Genomic DNA, 18,064 nt, shown 5'->3' on the forward strand with positions numbered 1-18,064 from the left:
CAATCTATGAGCAGCAACTTTACTGTCGCGGTCACCGGGCAATCTCTCATCAAACACGACACCCGCAGTGTCTCTAACCCAGGGTTCCAAGAGGTTTGTGCGTTGTTGAGAAATACGGATTTGGCGTTTACCAACTTTGAAGGGACGATTTTCGGACGTCATCGCGGCTGGCCTTTGAAGGGCTCTTATTTCGATTGCAGTAAACCCATTGTTTTGGACGCTCTGAAAGACATTGGCTTTCGCGCCCTGTCGCTATCGAACAATCACGCCTTCGATCTCGGACCATCGGGTATCTTGTCAACGCTTGAGGAAGTCGAGCAACGCGATTTTCTGCACGCTGGTATCGGACGCAATCATGGTGAGGCGGCCACTGCGGGTGTGGGAAAGATTGGGGGGCGGAGGGTGGCGGTTGTCGCCATGGATGGTGGTCCGGGGCCGGATATCATGTATGCCGACGATGCGAGGAATGAGCGTCCCGAACGCCCGGGCGTCAATCGTCTCGGCATATCGCAGGTCATTGATGTCGACAACAACATGTTCGAGGAGCTTCGCTCGGTCCGCGACAGGGTTGGGTATACCGACATCACCCTGGTGAACGACATCCAGCCGAATGACCCGTTTGCGATCGATGAATCCGAAGAAGTCTGCATCGCTCGAGCGGTCTTTCGGCGGTCGACAGGATTTAGACGGAGTGTGAAAATCAACGACCATGATCTATCTCGGAACCTCAATGCGATCGCGGCCGCTGCTCGGGACGGACGCTTTGTCGTCGCCTACCTACATCACCACCACTGGGCGTCGGATTGGCTGCAGGTTCCCGATTGGGTCGGCAGTGTAGCAAAGCAATGCATTGACGCTGGCGCCGCCGCGTTCGTCAGTCACGGCGCTCCGGTTCTTCAGGGAGTAGAAATTTACCGCCGGCGCCCGATATTCTACAGTTTGGGCAACTTCATATTTCACGTTCCTTCAGAGGAGGAAACATGGCGAGCGCCGGAGGTCTGGGAGAGCGTGATCGGGGCATGTTCCTTTGATGAGCGCAACAATCTCACCGAAGTATCGCTTCATCCACTGATTATCGGCGGAGAGAACGCCTTGCGCCGATCCGAATTTGAAAAGCGCCTAGTTCCGGAGCTTGCAGATCACCGAAACGCGGATCGCATCTTGCGCCGCCTCGCCCACCAGTCGGCAGCTTTTGGAACCGATGTGGACATATCCAGCGGTTGCGCGCGAATTCGGACGTGAGGTGGTCCTCTTGTTATGGTCATTTACCGGAATTTTGATGAACGCACGGGGCTTCACATGGATATCAGCCAGGAACTGACGGAGCGCTTCTTTCGCTACGCTGCGGTCGCAAGCCAAAGCGATAGCTCATTGATGAAGCTGCCTTCATCGCCCGGCCAAATGTCTCTGGCTCTTTTGTTGGCAGAAGAGCTACGAGAATTGGGCGTTCAAGACGTGGTCGTCGATGACCAGGCAATCGTAACCGGGGTTCGGCGCGGTACTCGGTCGAGGGCACCGCGGGTCGGGTTTATCGCTCATTTGGATACCGCCGACATTGGTTTGTCTCCGGCGGTTCGACCTCAAATCCACCGCTTCTCCGGCAGCGACCTGTGCCTCAATAGCGAGCAGTCAATATGGCTACGGATCGACGAACATCCTGAACTTCGCCAGTGGCTGAATGCGGATATCATCACAAGCGACGGAACCAGTGTCCTCGGCGCCGACAACAAAGCTGCGATTGCTGTAATCATGACGGTCCTGGCTCGGCAGGAAGACCCGGAGGCCCACGGAGACATTTTCGTCGCGTTCGTGCCTGACGAGGAAATCGGCCTGAGGGGGGCAAAGGCATTGGACCTTGATCGTTTCCCTTGCGACTTCGCCTATACCATCGATTGTTGTGAACTCGGCGAGGTGGTCATTGAGAACTTCAATGCCGCCTCAGCCGAAATCGTTTTCGAAGGGGCGAGTGCTCATCCCATGTCGGCGAAGGGCAAACTCGTAAACCCGATCCTGATGGCGCACGATTTTATCAGCCACTTTGATCCAATGGATACCCCTGAACACACTGAGGGCCGCGAAGGATTTTGCTGGGTTGCCAATCTGGTCGCAAATGACAGCAGCGCGCGGTTACAGGTTCTTATCCGCGACTTTGATAACACTGCATTTGAGGGCCGCAAGACGAAGATTGCGACGGTCGTTGAAGCAGTGAGACAGAAATATGCATCGGGGAATATTCAGTACCGAATAGCGGACGAGTACCGCAACGTCGGTCCCTGTCTTTCAATGAATCCGCTTCCGATGAGCCTACTCGGTTCCGCGCTCGATAGACTCCACATCATACCTAAGTTCTTGTCGATGCGTGGGGGGACTGATGGAGCGGTCCTCTCAGAGCGCGGCATCCCAACGCCCAACATGTTCACGGGCGCGTACAATTTCCATTCTCGGTTCGAATTTCTGCCAGTTCCTGCATTTGTGAAGTCATTCCAGGTCGCGGCCTTGATATGCGAACTCGCGGCTGATTCAAGTTGATTTCGGGGCGCTACGCGGCTTGCCACGGTCCGACTCTAGCAGGTCAGCCGGGGAAACCTCCAAAATCTCCGCCAGGGTCTCGACCATGTCGATTGTGGGCGAATAAACACATCGTTCAAGGGAACTGATATAGGTACGATCAATGCCGGCGCGATGTGCAAGCTTCTCCTGGGACAGACCTTTGGCCTGTCGCAGCTTTCTGAGGTTGCGCGCGAAAATCTCACGAATGGTCATGATCGCAGTCATGCGCGCTGCGGTGGATTCATCTACGGAGTAAACTCTACAAAGTAACAAAATGCGATACACGGCGCTGCCGCGATCTCTAAAATAAGGGCGCACTGCTCGGACGAGACCGCTTCGTTTCTCGTCCAGCCGGCAATCGGCCTGGAATAGGGACCTCACACGTGCGGACCAGCTAAGGTACCAATGGACGCACCATCAGAATTTCATCGATTCCTCTCCCGTCGTGAATGAACCCGTTCGGGATTCTGCCGACCTCAACGAACCCGTGACGAAGATATGCGCCTGTCGCCACTGGATTTTGGGCGCTTACCGTCAGTTCCAGCTGCGTCACGCCTATGCCCCGAGCGAATTTTTCAACGGTATCGAGAAGGCGTGTCGCAAGTCCGCGCCCGCGCAGAGTTTTCGTGACGTAGACCATAACGATTGTCGCACGATGGGCGGATCTGGCCCGAGGTTCTCTGATCAGGCCAATCAAACCGACTGGATCCCCACCTTGGAACGCGACAAAGACCGGGTCGTTCAGCCGTCGCAGCCAGGCCTCTATGGGCAACGAAGCCCATTCCTCGTGTGTGCTCGCGAAGGATGATGGCTCGCACGAAAGGGCTTCCAGTCGGACTTGTTGGAAAGTACCAACGTCCGGTGCAGAAAGGCGCCTGATGGTGATGGGGGGCGTGTTCATTCGATGTCTCCGGTCCGGTGCAGCCGGTGCACTTTCCCACAGGTTTACCGGTCAAGTCTCGCCGATCGAGCGTTTCTCAATTCGCTGGCAAAATGGGCAAGCTATTATCCTTCAGCGCAGTGCAGCATTGCTGCCAGAGTTCATCATTCACAAACCCGGGCAGACCGGCGCTCGCGTCATTCAAGGACATGCTCGCGAATGTGTTGATCAGTTTCGCGGTCGCCGCGGGTCCGCCAGCTGCGAGCATTCGCCAAGGGTCGTCGCAGGTCGGAGCTATCGTGCGGTGCCCCCATACACTCGGCGTCGGATCAAGCCGCAAGCTCTCTGCTAGCACTTTGTTGACTAGGACGGATGAGCGCTCCAATGCCTTCAACAATGCGGCGCGCATCAACGGATAATAGATGATCTGCCGGCTGCCGCCGAGTGCGCGCAGGGCAGGGAGGATCGCAACAACCATGAACACTAGGAACAGACTCGGAACGATTTCTCGCGCCTCGAGCGATTCCGCCAACGAGTCGGCATTGAAATCCACCTCGAAGTCCCCCAAGCTGTCGCGCAACTTGCCTCCCTCTAGATGTAACCGCTTCAACCGCCCGCCGTGAATGAGCCAAAAGAAATCGGTGTTGAACGTGAACCAGCCGGCCCACGGCCCAGAATTGAGCTCGCGCACGGCGCCCGCAAAAGTGGCTAGCGTAGCGGGGCAATTGATGAAGTGGCGCGATAACCAGGATTCCCGATCCCGGAGATGGTCGATGACAAGCGTTGCCACATCGGCGTCATCCAGTTGTAGGAAGTGGACATTGCGTCCTACGCAAGCGCGCCACAGGCACTCGTTTGCCGATTTGACCGCATCTGCGGCCGAGGAGAATTCCCTGTCAGGAAGAACGGCTTGTAAGCGATCCCGCATAGGGTGATCGACGTGGGGATCAGCTGGCCTCATTGCAAATCGCCGCGGAGCATGACGGCCGCAGATGCTGTATGGCTCCATCTGCCTATGGGATAGTCCAAACACATTGACATTTTGCCCATCGAGCAGAAGCCATCCGGGCCCTTTCTTGGCCCGTTCAGTAAACTTCACCGTTGAAACGGAATAGTTGAGATACCAAGCTTCTGAGTGAGCTTTCAGAGCCATGAGGTTGAACAGATGGGTGAAGAACGCATCCGGCTCGACCACGAGATGGCAATGTGGCCCGGTCTGGATCACTGGTCTACGATGAATCTGCTCGATTAAAAGCTGTGCTAGTGTTTCGCTGTGTCCAGACTCCATCGCACGTCGCCGGAGGAGCGAACATAGCTTTGTTAATGCGTCGCGCCTAATATCCAAACCTGGTAGATCGAAACCTTCGTAAACTGCTGCGGCGTATGCCGGTAAGGGCTCCTCCCAGTAGCCCTTGACCAAAGGGAGGAGACGGTCGAAAGCGCAGCGGATAGAGCTGGCTCGGGAAATCTGCACAGCGGGGATAAGTGGAGTTTCTGCCTGACTTCGGCTTAGATGCCGGGAACAGGAGAGACCATGACGAGACGACCGCGCCGGAACCATAGCCCGGCTTTCAAGGCGAAGGTGGCACTTGCCGCCATCCGAGGTGAGCAGACGCTGGTGGAGTTGTCCCAGCAGTTCGATGTGCACGCCAACCAGATCAAGCAATGGAAAGACCAGCTCCTTGAGGGGGCGACAGGTGTGTTCGGCGATGAAACGAAAGCGGAGCCGTCGGGTCCGACCATCGATGTCAAAACGCTGCACGCGAAAATCGGCGAACTGACACTGGAGAACGATTTTTTATCCGGTGCGCTCGGCAAGGCGGGATTGCTGGGCGGAAAGAAATGATCGACCGCGAGCACAAGCTATCCGTCGTGCGCCAGGCGAAGCTTCTCGGCTTCAGCCGTGGCAGCGTCTACTATCTGCCTCGTCCGGTGTCTGACGGCGATCTGGCCCTTATGCGCCGGATTGACGAATTGCATCTCGACTACCCCTTTGCCGGAAGTCGGATGTTGCAAGGGCTCTTGAGAGGAGAAGGTCTGGAGACCGGGCGGCGACACGTCGCCACGCTGATGAAGAAGATGGGCATCGAGGCGATCTACCGCCGCCCGAACACCTCGAAACCAGCGCCAGGGCACAAAATTTATCCCTACCTCCTACGAAAGCTGGCAGTCACCCGGCCCAATCAGGTGTGGGCAATGGACCTGACCTACATCCCCATGGCGCGGGGATTTGTCTATCTGTGCGCCGTCGTGGACTGGTTCAGCCGGAAGGTCTTGTCATGGCGGTTGTCGATCACGATGGAAGCAGCCTTCTGCATCGAGGCGGTGGAGGAGGCACTTGCCCGTCATGGCAGGCCGGAAATCTTCAATACCGACCAGGGATCGCAGTTCACCTCCATCGACTTCACCGCCGTGCTGAAGAGGTCACAGATTGCCATCTCGATGGATGGCAAGGGTGCGTGGCGAGACAATGTCTTCGTCGAGCGGCTCTGGCGTTCGATCAAATACGAGGAAGTCTACCTCCATGCCTACAAGACTGTGTCCGAGGCACGCGCTGGCATCGCCCGATATCTGAACTTCTACAACACCAGACGCCCACATTCATCCCTTGACCGGCGGACGCCGGATCAGGCCTACTTCAACGCGCTGACACCAATGATGGTGGCGGCATAATCGAGGCGGAAATCCACTTAGCGAAACGCCCGAAGCTGTTCAGACAAACCGAGCCACCTCTGATGTCACGGGGGCTCTGCATTTCTCAATCACTCCCGTTTCGTTCGCTGGGGCACGACCGATCTCTTGATGCAGCCAGGAGAAAACCCACCGCAGCGGCAGCGATGAACACCCCATACTGGGCAAACATCTCAGAAGGTGCGAATCTATCCCCACCCACTCCGATGAGGGCGTAGACAAGCAAACCAATCCCAGTCCCAACGGTGTTGATCGCCCCCTTGGTTCTTCCAATTGCCGAGCTCTCAACGGTTTGTTATACTCGCGCGTCCACGAGGATTCGGTTCACGTTGTAGATGACGCCGAGCGCGACGAGCGTCGTAGCTGCCGAGGCAGGTCCGGGAAACATCCATAAAAGGATAAGCCCAACCCCGGAGAGGAATAGGAGAGGTGCCAGGCTAAGGTCTGTCAGCGACTTTCCGACTCCAATCGAGAGAAGTAGGCAGGCGACAGTTGCACCAAGCGCCCAAGCAGATTCCATCTGGCCAAATTGAACAGCTCCGCCTTTCATTTCCTTCAGAACGTATGCCGCGAGCAGAGAACTGAATAAGGCCGCCAGGCCAAGAGTGAGCCCGTAACACGCCGCGGAGCCGATGAGCCTGTTTCGAGTTAGCTGTTTTATGGAAAACAGTTGGCTTAGTAGGTTGGCTCTATATTGCGTTGCTGTCGCGGGGGCGCGCAGTTCCATTCGCGCGGCGTAAAGCACGATGACCGAAATGGCGAATGTGACAGCGATTGATGACAGTCCTACTCCGTATGGTATCGCATGAAGAAGATAGCCCGCCAGCAGCGCGCCCAAAAAGGTCCCCACTTGCATCATTAAATACGAAGCCGAGTTCGCGGCGATTGCGCTCGTCCGGAGAGTTAAGTCTGGGATCATTGACTGCATGGAGGTGAGATACCCACGGTCGGCAACCGAGTAGAGGGCAACCGACAAGAACAGCGCCCAAAGGCCGGCTTCGGCAGTGACGGCGTATCCAGTCAGCGCCACCACCAGAGTTCGAACAACGTCGAAGCCGACCGCGAGGCGGCGTCGGTCGATCACGTCGGCCAAATGGCCGGATATGCCGCTGGACAGGAATTGCACCAGCGTGCTCGCAAATAGCAAAACCGTTACCAGTCGCACGCTGTTCGACTTGGTAAGGGCGATCCATGTTAAGCAGACGAAATATGCGTTTCGGCCTACGTTTGAGACCAGCATTCCAGCAAAGAACAGGAGCAGCGTCGAACGGCCTTTCCTAGCTGCTAGCCAACCTTCGGGTTTTACCATCACGGCGCTCTTTTCACGTGCCGAAATGGGGGCAGGTCAAACGAAAATCCGGGCAGGGGCCTCGGCAGCTTCTCGTAGTTGTATTCGTGCGGTATGCACGGTTCACACATTCTTCCGACGAAATCGAAGAGATTTTGCGCATTATTGCTGGCGGCTATTGCGTAGAAATTGCCACTATTCCACGTCATGCAGGCATGCACGAAGTGTTCGCGGAGCGCTGCGGCCATTGTCTCGATCGTAACCTCGTTAAGGTTCATCCGCTCGAGGATTATTTTGTTTTTTTGAGCGATCTCGTCAGCCGAAAAATACCTGGCCTTATACCCATAGTCTTTTTGTAGTTCGCGACGCACATATTCGGCGGAGCCTTCATGTCGGAACTTTTCGACAAAGAGGAATACTCCATCGTCCTTCAGATATTGTTTGACGAAGCTGATCTGCCCCGAGCGGTTCGGGGAATACATCTGGAATGTTGTATCCTCGAGAATGACATCGAACTTGCCGCCGAGCGGTTTCAGAACGGCGTCGCTGAGGAGAAATTCCGATGTCAGTCGGTGAAAGGGGCCATGGAAAAAGGAAGAAAATCGCGGTTGACCGTGCCTGAGGAAACTCGCTTCGTTCTCCTTGTTCGGACTGCATGACAACGTGAGTATTGCTCCGCCCGCCATGCTTCCGAGCGTGCGCGCCAACGTCCCTTCTGCGCCTCCAAGCACGTAGTATCCTACTGGAGAGTGTGAGCGCTGCTTGCTTTTGGCGTATTCCAGCAGGGCGTCGCCGTGCCTGATTTCTTCTTCAAGGACGTAAGGAATACTGCTGAAGAAGTGCGGGTCGAACTGGCCCCACAAAGCGCGGTGTCGTTCGGCAAACTCAAGCAGGCGGGTGTCGTGCTGCAGCAACCGGAAGTCCGCGGTCGGAAGATTTTCGGGCGCGCCCGATCTACCGGCGGCCGTCGCAGAAAAGAATTGGAACATCTCGTTCAGCCGAGGCGCGCCGTCGCATTCCCGCATGAATTCCGATGAAGCCTTTGACATAGCGAGCTCCTCCTCATCGCCAGGTTGCGTTCAGCCTGTGCGAGAGAAGCATGCCGCCGATCGCCGATGCGATAAATCTCCAGAAAGCAGCCCCCTTAGGTCTGGGTATTGCTGTAGGGATTGATCAGCCGGAGTTGAATTGCGAGAGAAGTCGCCGACGTAATTGTCGCCGCTCCAAGCTTGTGCCGGGCGGATGCCAGGTAACTTTGTGTAGTATGCTCGGACAAGCCGAGTATCGTCGCGATGTCCTTGCTGTGCAGGCCGAGGGCGCTCCAGTGAAGACACTCGATCTCGCGATTGGAAAGGTGGGGAATTGGGTCGTGCTCGCCATGAAGTTCGAAGACTGCTCTTCGGTGGATCAAATACGCGACGTCCAGCCATTCAGAGCGATATCGTGCAACTACCTTGTCCCATTCATCGGGATTCTGCCTAGAGTTTAATGATAAGAGCGCGCGTCGCTTCTTATCTACGATGGGAATGGAGAAGCCGTTGGCGCCGATACCGTGCTGTTGTGCGTCGGCCAGGAATTCTTCGGCCGCTGCTGAGACTTCGACCTCGCGCCAGTCGAATGGGATGAAGCGGGTGAGACCGTCGCGTAAGATGGGATCGATCTTGACGTATCCTCGCAGCAAATAGCGCGATACCCACGTGTCGTTGTATGTCGTCCGCACATACGGTGTGTCGACCACATCGGCGATAGTCAATGCGAGATGATAGGTGAGGAAGTCGAGATCATAGGCTCGCTGGAAAATCCAAAGGGCATCGGAAACGGTAGGGGCGCCTTGGATCTCGGCTGTGAGCTTTTCCAGACGCTCGGGTCGATCTAATTCCTTCAAAGTGTCTGCCTCCGTACATGTTAGGGCAGTGTGGTGCCAGCAACGACAATCCTAGATTGCATAATACAATTTATGGAACTTTGAATTTCCGTTGTTGCTCGTAATATCGAGGGTTGCATAGCAATGCAACGCGCGATAGTCGAGCGTAGCCTGACCCGATGCCCGGCTTTAAAGACGTGAACGAAAATAAACCTCTGTCGCCTGAAACAAACCAGCCGTCCGTTTGCATTGGACAACCACATCAATCGCAGCCGTCAGCAGGCTCAGAATTTCGGCACGGTCAATGTCTCGACCTGCATCTGACTCCTTCATCAAAAGGGTCAACTGCTCAAACGCTAGCGACACGGAATCTGCATGGACTGTTGTGATTGAGCCTGGATGGCCGGAGTTGACATTCCGGATGTAGTAGAACGCAGTTCCGTCGCGCAGTTCCTGCAGCAGTATACGATCCGGGCGCATACGGAGGCTAGATTCCAGAAGCTCCTTAGGCCCGGCTTGAGAAAGCCCTTGCCGGTCTTTCGAGTAGAACAGCCGCACGTTATTCGGTTGCGAGATGACGATTTCCGGCGTGTCCTCGATCGATATGATCCGCTCGTCCGCGGGAATATGTTTGATAAGGGCCTTCGAAAGCGTCGTTTTTGCCGATCCTGTCGCTCCCGAAATTATTATGTTCTTTCGGGAGATAACCGCCCGCCGCAGGAACTCCTTGACCTCACCAGCGCGGTATAGGTCGCGTAGCTCGTCGTCTTCGCCTGGCGCATCCGTCTCAACAGTCCGCGTGCGCGCAAAAAACTGCCTATCTTCCAGATCGTCCAATGTGAAATCCACCGACGACGGTTTGCGGACGGTGATGCTCACCGTCCCCTTCAGCGTGGCAGGAGGGATGACAATTTGAATGCGCTCCCCGCCCGGAAGCGTTGCCGATAGGATCGGCCGCTGTTCATCGATGTGTTGATGCGAGAAGCTGGCGACGGTCCGGGCTAGGCGCATGAGTTTGTCGAAGGAAAGCTCCGGAAGATCATGGATCCGCCACCCGCCGGGTCCTTCCGTCAGCACCTGCCCAGGCCGATTGACGATCACCTCATAGAGTGAGGGATCCTGCAAGAATGCCGAAAACGGCTTCAGCAACTCACGAACGACTGCCGCATCCTGCGCTTCTGTCATCGCCGCGCTACTTCGTTACCAGCTTCGAGTCTGGCGCGAAATCCCCCACCACCGCCCGATCGAGGATGCGGTTCCTCGGCTCCGTTACCCGCAGGCAATAAATCCCCGAGAAATCCAGGTCGCGGGCGACGAAGATCGAGACGAGCTCGCCCTGGTGCTTGTTGAGCGTCGGCGGAATGTTGATGGATTGTTCGACGGCGATCGCCGCCGCCTGCTGGCCGGCGCTTGTGGTATTCTGCGCATCGACGTCGCTATCCTGCAACCGGCTGTTCGCGTAGCTGGTCGCATCACCGACAATGGAAAGAAGCAGGGCGCTGCCGAAGCGCACCCACCAATGGGTGTCGACATAACCGTCGACGCCGGCGCGGCCGAGCGCATCGGTCGCTGGAGAGGCGAGCGTGACGATCACCCCTTTCGGGGTTTTCGCGCGGTTCCAGAGAACGAATAGGCGCTTTTGCCCGCGCTGCAGCCCGCCGCGGTATTCCCCAACGACCTGGGTGCCCTTCTCCATGAGGACGACCCTGCCGTTGTCGGAGAGAATATCGCGGTTGATCACGCAGCTGGTGAACCCGGGCTGGTCGGAGGCCAAGGCTGTCTCCAGCACGCAGGGGATCGATGTCCCCATAGCGACGATGAAGTCGCGATTGCCGAGCGTGCCGGCGCGCGAGCCTTCAAGCTTGGTCGGGCGCAGCAGGCCGTCGAAGCGCTGTTCATCGCTATTCTGCTGGTTTTGTCCCATCATGTTGCCGTCGAGCGGAAGGAAATTGCTATTCGCGGCCGTTTCGGAATCGTTCTCTCGGCGCTGGGTGGCATTTTTCTGCCCCCCGCTGAACGCCATCACCGGTGCCCTGCGTGCGGAATCGAGCAGCTCGTCCTTCTCCTCTGCGACCGATTCCACGACAGGCGTCGGCAGCTTCACCTCCGGGACGACCTCCTTCGGCTCGACCTTCTCCTTGGCCGCCTCGAACGGCGTGGTCTGGCGAATGACGACGCGCTCCGGCTGCGAGTCCTCGTCCTGCGCCTTCTTGCCCGTCGTTGACCAGAGAGCAAATCCGATGAACGCCACGACGGCAAGCGCCACCGCGCCGCGCTTCAAGACCGGATTCTGGTCGATGCGTCGGCCGGTGACTGTCTCGGCGCGCTCGCCGGGGATGCGATGTTCCTCTTCCTGAATCATGGCCTCCCCTCCCCTATTGCGCCGAAGCATCGTCTTTGACGATGCGTTCCACAGAGGGCGACGTCGTGTTGGTGTCCGGATTGATGCCGACACGATCGTAGGCCTCGTTGAACACGCACAGCACATCCTTGCCGCGCCGCAGGATGAACTTGCGGCTGATCGCGTGGACCATTACGAGATTGCCGTCGACGGATTTCGGGACGAGGCTCTCGGAGCCGTCCGAGTTTTCCATGTAGATGGCCGGCATCTCCTGATTGCCGACGAAGGCGAAGGTGGTGATCTTGCCGTTGTCGTAGACGCTCTGTGGTTCCAGAGCTTGCGACCCTTGTGCGGAATAGCGCCAGTTGCGCGGGCCGTACGCTTCATGGAGCGCAAGCACATCGTCAGCATGCTTCGCCTGGTTGGCAAGCGCGCGCGCCGCCGCCTGCCGGCGGCGAAGTTCCGCCTCATCTGCGGGATAGCGGAATTTCACATAGAAATAGGTGTTCTGTCCGACCGCGACCGAGCCGTCTCTAACGGTAAGCTCCATCTGATAACTGCGCGTCGAGCCATCTCGCCGGGTCGTCACCACGGAGATGTTGGTCACCGGCTGGTTCTCGCGTGGCTTCAGGAACAGGATGTTGCCTGCCGGCGCCACCTCCCAGGCAACGCTGTTGCCGAGCGCGACATGGGCGATCTCCTCGTCGGCCGCGAACTCGACCTGCACGGAGGAACGCAGCGTGCCGACGATGCGGGTGATGTTGTAGGGCTGATAGTTCACGAAGCGGACCCGGCTGTCCTGCGACGCCCCGCGGGGAATGTCGAGTGCAAGGGCAGAAGAGGCTGCTCCGGCGACAAGCAATGCAAGAAGAATTGACTTTCGTATCAATTGATTGCCTCCGGATCGGCGCGGTATTCACTGACCGCAAAGCCGAGGGGGTTCACCAGCCTGTCCGTCGAAGACATCGGGGCGTTGGCGTAGGAGTAGGTGAGCGTCGCCACCCAGTGGGAGGTGCGCGTTTCCTCGCCGCGGGTGATCGTGCGCATGTAGCGCACCGACACGACGTTTTGGTTGATCAGCGAGATCGACGCGATGTTGATCCGGGCGGTCGCAGCACGGCCGTAGATGTTCTGCGGCGATTCCGGATTGCTCCCGCGATAGCTGGCGGAGAAGCGGGCCTGCTCCGCCTGGGTCGACAGCAGTGCGATCGAGCGGAAATTCTCCTCCGCCTCGCTCCAGACGTAACCCTCACGGGCGCGGACATATTTTGCGGCAAAATACTTCGTCACCGCCTCGTCGTACGTGCCGGCTGTCGAGGTGAGCGCCGAGACGACATCGACGATCCCGGTGGAATTGTCGACGCGCACGACGAAGGGTTCGACAGTCTTCAGCGGCGTCAAGCCGGCGACGGCGAAGACGGCGACGCCGGCAACGATGCTGGAGGCAATCGCGATCGCCCAGGCGATCCGGTTCGATCGCTCGATCTGCATCATGCGGTCCTGGTCGAATCGCCGCGCCTTCTCGAAATAGCTCTTGAGATTGTCTGTCGAGACCATGCTTTCACCCCGCGCAACGGCGATGGGAGCCGTCGATATCGAGATGCGCGAACGCCGCGGGTGTGTTGTCTTCCTCGACATAGGGGGTGGCCGATGTCGGGGACCGAGCGCTCGAATCCTCGCGCTGCAGCTTGCGGTCCCCCTCCCATTCCCACATCGAGCGGTTCAGCGGCCGCCGCGAATAGCCGTCGCATTTCGGGAGCGGATAGGTGAGCGAGGCGCACCCTCCCAGCGCGGCGAGAACGACAAGCAGGACGGTGGTCTTGGTCATTTCAGCAAGCCTTGTGTTCTTCCTGGGGGGAGCAATCATCCGCCGGCCCCTTTGGAGCCGAGCGCGCGCCCGGCAAAGCGAGCGCCACGTCCGATAAACCGCCCGGTGTAGCGGGTTCCGCGTGCAAGCATGCCCTCATGCGCGTCCCGTGCCGTGGTGTAGCCATAAGCCAGGGACGCTCCGCCCGATGCCAATGCCGATGCGATGCCTGGGAGCTGGTAGAAGACGTAGAGCGCGGCAATGGCGATGGCGCAGAGCGCGATGGGCCGCATCAGCACGTCAGAATAGGCATCGATCGCCGTGAAGGTGGAGTCGATACAGGAGATCAGCAGAGCGCCGACCGCCACGACCAGAACCTGAAGGATGACGAAGTTGGCGAGCTGTCCAATCCAGGCCTCGGTGAAGCGACGAGTGGATTGGAACATGGCGAGAGCAATAAAGATCGGGCCGATTGCAAGCACGATGGCGAGCGCCAGCCGGGCGTAGAGCGAGACGACATAGCCGATCCCGGCGACGAGGAAGCTGACGCCGATCACCATCATGCCGCCGACGCCGGTGACGATATCGACCGGCCAGGACGCGCGCGACCAGATGTCGGTGGCCGAGGCCTGGCCTTTGTCGAGCAGGCTGTCGAAGGAGCTGGCGCTGGGCGTCGCGCCGGTGTTCAGAGCTTGGGCGATCTCGCGTGGCAAGACGTCGAAGAAGATGTTCGTGACATAGGTCTGGTACTCGCCGGCGTTCTTCACCAGCATGACGATGATCGCGAGCTTGATCGCGCGGAACGCAAACTCCATGACGGGGTCCTGGATGGACCCGCGCAAGATGAGATAGCCGTAGATGATGATGTAGAGCGTGACCGCCGCCGTCAGCGGCCCGGTGACCCACTCGGCGATGTTTGAGGTTCCCTCGGAAACGAACATTTCCAACGGCCGCTTGAACTGTCCGTCGATGAACTCGAACACCTGATACATGGCGGTCAGCCTCCGAGCGCGCGGCGCATGTTCTGAAGCCGTAGCTTGCCGTCGGCGGCTTCCGCGTTTCGGCAATTGGTGGTTTCGCGCAGCTCGCCAGGATTGTTCCGGCACTCGGTTACGATGCGGGACAGCAGCGCCTCATCGGCGATCAGCTCGTCGACGGTATAGGCCTGCTCAGTCTTCTCGGAGCAGGCTCCGAGAACTAACAGCGTGGCAAGGAATGGAAACCGTCTCATTGCAGCGCCGCCTTCATCGCATCCATCCGCTGGCGCCAGTCCTCGGCCTTCCGCTGCTCATCGACCTGGGTTTGCGCCTGCTGGACCATCCGCAAACCCTCCATCCGCAGCACGTCCGTCTGGAGGAACGCCTGTTCGGCCTGCAGCCGCGCCTGCAGGTCGGCAATTTCCTTGGCGTCGCTTGCGGTAGAGATTTTCTCACGCAGCTGATCGATGCCATCGATGCGCTTGGTGGCGGCATCGTACATCTGCTGGCCAAGGCTCATCTGCCCGGCATTCTTGTTCTGCACGCGCGCGAGTTCCTTGGCATAGAAATCGTCGGCGTCTGTGCGATACGTGGAGTTGCCCTCCAGGAACTTCGAAGCGGAATCCTTGAACACGCCGCTTCCCTCGCCCTTGAGCAAGCCCTCGATGGCGGCGAAGTCGGACGGGAGCGCCTTGCGGATCGCGGGGTCGTTGAGCACGCTCGCGAGGTCCGCCATGTCGGTCAGCTTGTTGAGCGAGCCGTAGAGCTGCTGGGCTTGTTCGATCTGCTGGTGGAGGGCATCGAGCTGCGATTTCAACTGGGCGATACTTTCTATGTGCTTCAGGATCGCCGTCTGGTCGATCACCGGGATCCCCTGCCCTGCCGCGCCGCCCGCGGTGAGGACGAGCGCAGACGCAAGCGCTGCACCATGAAGTCGATAGGAAGCCATCAGCTTGCACTCCTTCTTTTCTGGAAAACGGGGAGCCAGTCCTTCGGATCGTTGCCGACTTCGGCGCGGATAGCGTCGAGAAGTTCGACATTGGCCGTGCGGCCGGAAAGGATGGCGAGTTCGTCGTCAAAGCCGGTGAGGTTCAGTTCGGCGACGACGCTGTTATGCCCCTGCTTCAGCACGAACCTGCGGCTCTCGATCGAAAGTTCGCGCGCGATCAATTCGTACTCGCGCTCGGTCAGCTTGAACCCCTCGACATAGTCGGCGTGGTTGCCGCGCGAGTTGGGCAGGAAGATCTGCGTGGGGCATTGCTCGATGATCGTGTGCGCGATCGGTGAGATCAGTGCATCGCGCGGGCTCTGCGTGGCGAACAGCATCAGGCCGTTCTGCTTGCGGATCGTCTTGAGCTTGTTCTGCGCGAGATCGCGGAAGCCCTCGTCCTGGAGCGCCTTCCAGAACTCGTCGATGACGATGATGATCCGGCGGCCGTCAATCTGTTGCTCGACGCGATGGAAGAGATAGGCCATCAGCGGCGTGCGGGTTTCCTCGTTGTCGAGGAAATCCGTCATGTCGTAGCCGATGAACTTGCCGCTGCCGCCGAACTCGCCGAAGCCGATATCCTCGATGACGTTGTCGAACACCCAGCCGAGCGGCCCTCCCCTCTCCCACCGCCGCAGCCGCGCCGCGATGCCTTCAGGGTCGGTGTTGTTGAGGAACGTCCGCAGCGCGCCGATCGTCCGCTGGTCCGTGGGCAGATCGGCAAGACCGTCAACCGCGCCGGCAATGTCGCGCAGTTCGGAGACCGTCAGCTCGCGCGTGCCGGATCCCACCAGCTTGCCGATCCAGCGTGTCAGGAACACCTTGTTCTCCGGCGTCAGGTCGAGGGCCTTGAGGGGAGCGCAGCCGGTCGGCGTGCCGTTCTTGAGGGGGAGATAGGTGCCGCCGGCGGCGCGGACATAAAGGTCCGCGCCGCGGTCCTTGTCGAAGAAGACGACGTGCGGGTCGTGTTTTTCCAGCTGCGACAGCAGGAAGTTCACGATCACCGTCTTGCCGGCGCCGGACGGGCCGCACATGAACGTGTTGCCCAGATCGCCATAGTGGAGATTGAAGTAGTAGGGAGAACCTGATGCCGTCTTGAGCAAGGCGACCGCCGGTCCCCATTCGTTGCCGTCTTTCTGTCCGATCGGATAGGAATGGAAGGGCGACAGCGCTGCGAAGTTGCGTGAGGTGATCGCGCCCGATCGCGCGCGGTAGCGGAAATTGCCCGGCAGCTGCGCCCACCAGGCCGCCTCGAGACCGAGATCCTCGCGCGCCACCACAGCGCCGCCATTGGTTAGTGCGGCGCGGGCCTTGGCGAGATTGTCGGTCAGTTCTTTCACCGAGGCCGAGAAGACGGCAAGCGTCAGGTGATGTTCGCCGAGCACGAAGCGGTTAGATTCCAGATCGTCCATCGCGTCGTCGAGTTCGTCGATCTGCGATGCGGCCTTGTCGCCGCTGCTGACCAGCTGGTTTTGCTTGCGGCCCATGATGACGCGGGTGTCTGCCTTGGACGTGAAGCAGAAGGATTGCGACAGGATCAGTTCGAAGGGGCTGGTCAGGACGCCATCGAGCATCCCAGTCCTGGTGCGGGCCGGGTATTCCTTGAAGCTCAGCATGCCGGCATAGCGGCTTTCCGCCTCGTGCCGGATCTCGATGGTCTCGCGACCAATGATCACCCGGTCCGAATAGATCGCCGAGGAAATACGGCCCTCGGTCAATGGGATTGGTTCACGCCGGCCGCCCACCAGTTGGTGGAGGACCTCGCTCGGCTCGGAAAACAGCAGTCCGTCGTGCTCGTAAAGGGAAAGAACCCGCGGCTCGAAGCGTTGCAATCCAGCGGTGACGTCAACGACCTTGTCCTGAAGCTGCTTCAGCGCTTCCTCATCGAGCTCGACGCTGGATCGATGCGCGCGCCGGAGGCGAGACAGCAGCTTGGCTGCCTTCTCGGCCGGATCACGCGCCGGTGACCACAGGATCGCCAAGTAAAGGTCGTTCCGGAACAGGTCCTCGCGGACCATGCGCTCGCGATATTTCTCGTTGAGCGCGGCCGAGAACGCCGTCGCAAACGTTCCGTCGGGATAATCGCTGTCCCTGCGACGAATGAGGTGCGTCCACAGGGCCAGCCGCTCATCTGCAATGTTGCGGTAAAGCGTGTTCAGGTCGCGGTGGAGCGCATTGAGGTCGAGGACATCGGCAGTCTCGAAGGACACGCCTTCGAGGGCGATCATGACCATCAGGGCGCGAGAGTCGAGCGCGATGGTGCTTTCGTCGACATGACGCACATAAGGGATGAAGGTCTCCGGGCCGAGTTCGCGAGACTTGAGGGTTGCGACGCTAGGCATATCCGAGATCCCTTTCGTCATAGCGCCGGGCGAGCCGCAACGGCGAAAGCGTTGATCCGCCCCAATACGCGCCGTTTCGGGTTCGTCCGCGGGTCTCGACCCAGGCCACCAGGATGCGGAACATGTTGTGGTCGTGCTTGACGAGCGCCCGGAAGATGAAATGGAAGACGACGCCGACGAGCGCATAGGCGACCGAGCCCGCCGCGAGATAGAAGATGGTCGTCGCCATGACGTTGATGCCCATGGCTTCCATCGTTACGCCGGCGATCATCGCCGGCCGGGTGCAGGCGATGAACAGCGTATCTTCCTCAAGTGTCGGTCGCGCGGTCGCCATGC

The 18,064-nt window shown here is 58.8% G+C and carries 19 protein-coding genes; 3 read left to right on the plus strand and 16 right to left on the minus strand.

What is annotated here, in order from left to right:
• Window positions 1–6 precede the first annotated feature (6 nt).
• Window positions 7–1,242, plus strand: a complete 1,236-nt coding sequence (locus AABF56_RS31050) for a CapA family protein (protein WP_272809144.1) — start codon at window positions 7–9, stop codon at window positions 1,240–1,242.
• A 57-nt stretch (window positions 1,243–1,299) separates the two neighbouring features.
• Window positions 1,300–2,529, plus strand: coding sequence for a peptidase T (gene pepT, locus AABF56_RS31055; protein WP_272809145.1), 1,230 nt, complete (start codon window positions 1,300–1,302; stop codon window positions 2,527–2,529).
• On the opposite strand, the gene AABF56_RS31060 is transcribed toward pepT, so the two are convergent.
• The 3 genes from AABF56_RS31060 to AABF56_RS31070 all read right to left on the minus strand — a co-directional run bounded on the left by AABF56_RS31060 (window position 2,521) and on the right by AABF56_RS31070 (window position 4,718).
• Window positions 2,521–2,763 (minus strand): helix-turn-helix domain-containing protein, encoded by a 243-nt coding sequence (locus AABF56_RS31060; protein ID WP_272809179.1) that lies wholly within the window; start codon window positions 2,761–2,763, stop codon window positions 2,521–2,523. The two genes, pepT and AABF56_RS31060, sit on opposite strands and share 9 nt — an antisense overlap.
• 181 nt (window positions 2,764–2,944) lie before the next feature.
• A complete protein-coding gene (locus AABF56_RS31065) occupies window positions 2,945–3,451 on the minus strand; it encodes a GNAT family N-acetyltransferase (RefSeq protein ID WP_272809146.1) in 507 nt (168 codons plus the stop codon).
• A gap of 76 nt (window positions 3,452–3,527) precedes the next feature.
• A complete protein-coding gene (locus AABF56_RS31070) occupies window positions 3,528–4,718 on the minus strand; it encodes a hypothetical protein (protein ID WP_272809147.1) in 1,191 nt (396 codons plus the stop codon).
• Window positions 4,719–4,964: 246 nt separating this feature from the next.
• Between AABF56_RS31070 and AABF56_RS31075 the strand changes: the two genes are divergently transcribed.
• Window positions 4,965–6,103, plus strand: a protein-coding gene (locus AABF56_RS31075) for an IS3 family transposase (RefSeq protein ID WP_168168997.1) whose coding sequence is annotated in 2 segments (ribosomal slippage) — window positions 4,965–5,223 and window positions 5,223–6,103 — 1,140 coding nt in all. Because the reading frame shifts where the segments join, the coding sequence is not laid out codon by codon here.
• 313 nt (window positions 6,104–6,416) lie between these two features.
• Here the strand turns inward: AABF56_RS31075 and AABF56_RS31080 are convergent.
• The 13 genes from AABF56_RS31080 to AABF56_RS31140 form a co-directional block, all read right to left on the minus strand.
• Window positions 6,417–7,430, minus strand: coding sequence for an MFS transporter (locus tag AABF56_RS31080; protein WP_272809148.1), 1,014 nt, complete (start codon window positions 7,428–7,430; stop codon window positions 6,417–6,419).
• Entirely contained in the window at window positions 7,430–8,458 is a 1,029-nt protein-coding gene (locus AABF56_RS31085; RefSeq protein WP_272809149.1) for a class I SAM-dependent methyltransferase, read from the minus strand. Before AABF56_RS31085 ends, AABF56_RS31080 begins: the two co-directional genes overlap by 1 nt.
• Window positions 8,459–8,553: 95 nt before the next feature.
• The gene (locus tag AABF56_RS31090; RefSeq protein ID WP_272809150.1) at window positions 8,554–9,294 is read right to left on the minus strand and encodes a LuxR family transcriptional regulator; all 741 of its coding nucleotides are present in this window, start codon (window positions 9,292–9,294) and stop codon (window positions 8,554–8,556) included.
• 168 nt (window positions 9,295–9,462) lie between these two features.
• Entirely contained in the window at window positions 9,463–10,458 is a 996-nt protein-coding gene (virB11, locus tag AABF56_RS31095) for a P-type DNA transfer ATPase VirB11 (RefSeq protein WP_272809151.1), read from the minus strand.
• A gap of 7 nt (window positions 10,459–10,465) precedes the next feature.
• Complete coding sequence (gene virB10, locus AABF56_RS31100) at window positions 10,466–11,635, minus strand: type IV secretion system protein VirB10 (RefSeq protein ID WP_272809152.1); 1,170 nt, start codon at window positions 11,633–11,635, stop codon at window positions 10,466–10,468.
• A gap of 13 nt (window positions 11,636–11,648) precedes the next feature.
• Window positions 11,649–12,503 carry a P-type conjugative transfer protein VirB9 gene (virB9, locus tag AABF56_RS31105; protein WP_443021293.1) on the minus strand — a complete coding sequence of 285 codons (855 nt, stop codon included), beginning with the start codon at window positions 12,501–12,503 and terminating at the stop codon, window positions 11,649–11,651.
• Complete coding sequence (locus tag AABF56_RS31110; protein WP_272809153.1) at window positions 12,500–13,171, minus strand: virB8 family protein; 672 nt, start codon at window positions 13,169–13,171, stop codon at window positions 12,500–12,502. Before AABF56_RS31110 ends, virB9 begins: the two co-directional genes overlap by 4 nt.
• Before the next feature lie 4 nt (window positions 13,172–13,175).
• On the minus strand, window positions 13,176–13,442 hold the full coding sequence (locus tag AABF56_RS31115) for a hypothetical protein (protein ID WP_272809154.1): 267 nt from the start codon (window positions 13,440–13,442) through the stop codon (window positions 13,176–13,178).
• Between the two features lie 35 nt (window positions 13,443–13,477).
• On the minus strand, window positions 13,478–14,413 hold the full coding sequence (locus tag AABF56_RS31120) for a type IV secretion system protein (protein WP_272809155.1): 936 nt from the start codon (window positions 14,411–14,413) through the stop codon (window positions 13,478–13,480).
• A gap of 5 nt (window positions 14,414–14,418) precedes the next feature.
• The gene (locus tag AABF56_RS31125) at window positions 14,419–14,652 is read right to left on the minus strand and encodes an EexN family lipoprotein (protein WP_272809156.1); all 234 of its coding nucleotides are present in this window, start codon (window positions 14,650–14,652) and stop codon (window positions 14,419–14,421) included.
• Window positions 14,649–15,347, minus strand: coding sequence for a P-type DNA transfer protein VirB5 (virB5, locus tag AABF56_RS31130; protein WP_272809157.1), 699 nt, complete (start codon window positions 15,345–15,347; stop codon window positions 14,649–14,651). The genes AABF56_RS31125 and virB5 overlap by 4 nt, the downstream gene beginning before the upstream one ends.
• Window positions 15,347–17,728: a VirB4 family type IV secretion/conjugal transfer ATPase gene (locus tag AABF56_RS31135; protein WP_272809158.1), complete on the minus strand. Its 2,382-nt coding sequence runs from the start codon at window positions 17,726–17,728 to the stop codon at window positions 15,347–15,349. Before AABF56_RS31135 ends, virB5 begins: the two co-directional genes overlap by 1 nt.
• Window positions 17,721–18,062 (minus strand): type IV secretion system protein VirB3, encoded by a 342-nt coding sequence (locus AABF56_RS31140; RefSeq protein ID WP_272809159.1) that lies wholly within the window; start codon window positions 18,060–18,062, stop codon window positions 17,721–17,723. The genes AABF56_RS31135 and AABF56_RS31140 overlap by 8 nt, the downstream gene beginning before the upstream one ends.
• Window positions 18,063–18,064 lie beyond the last annotated feature (2 nt).

This window comes from Shinella sp. WSC3-e (genome assembly GCF_945994535.1).
GTDB lineage: Bacteria > Pseudomonadota > Alphaproteobacteria > Rhizobiales > Rhizobiaceae > Shinella > Shinella yambaruensis.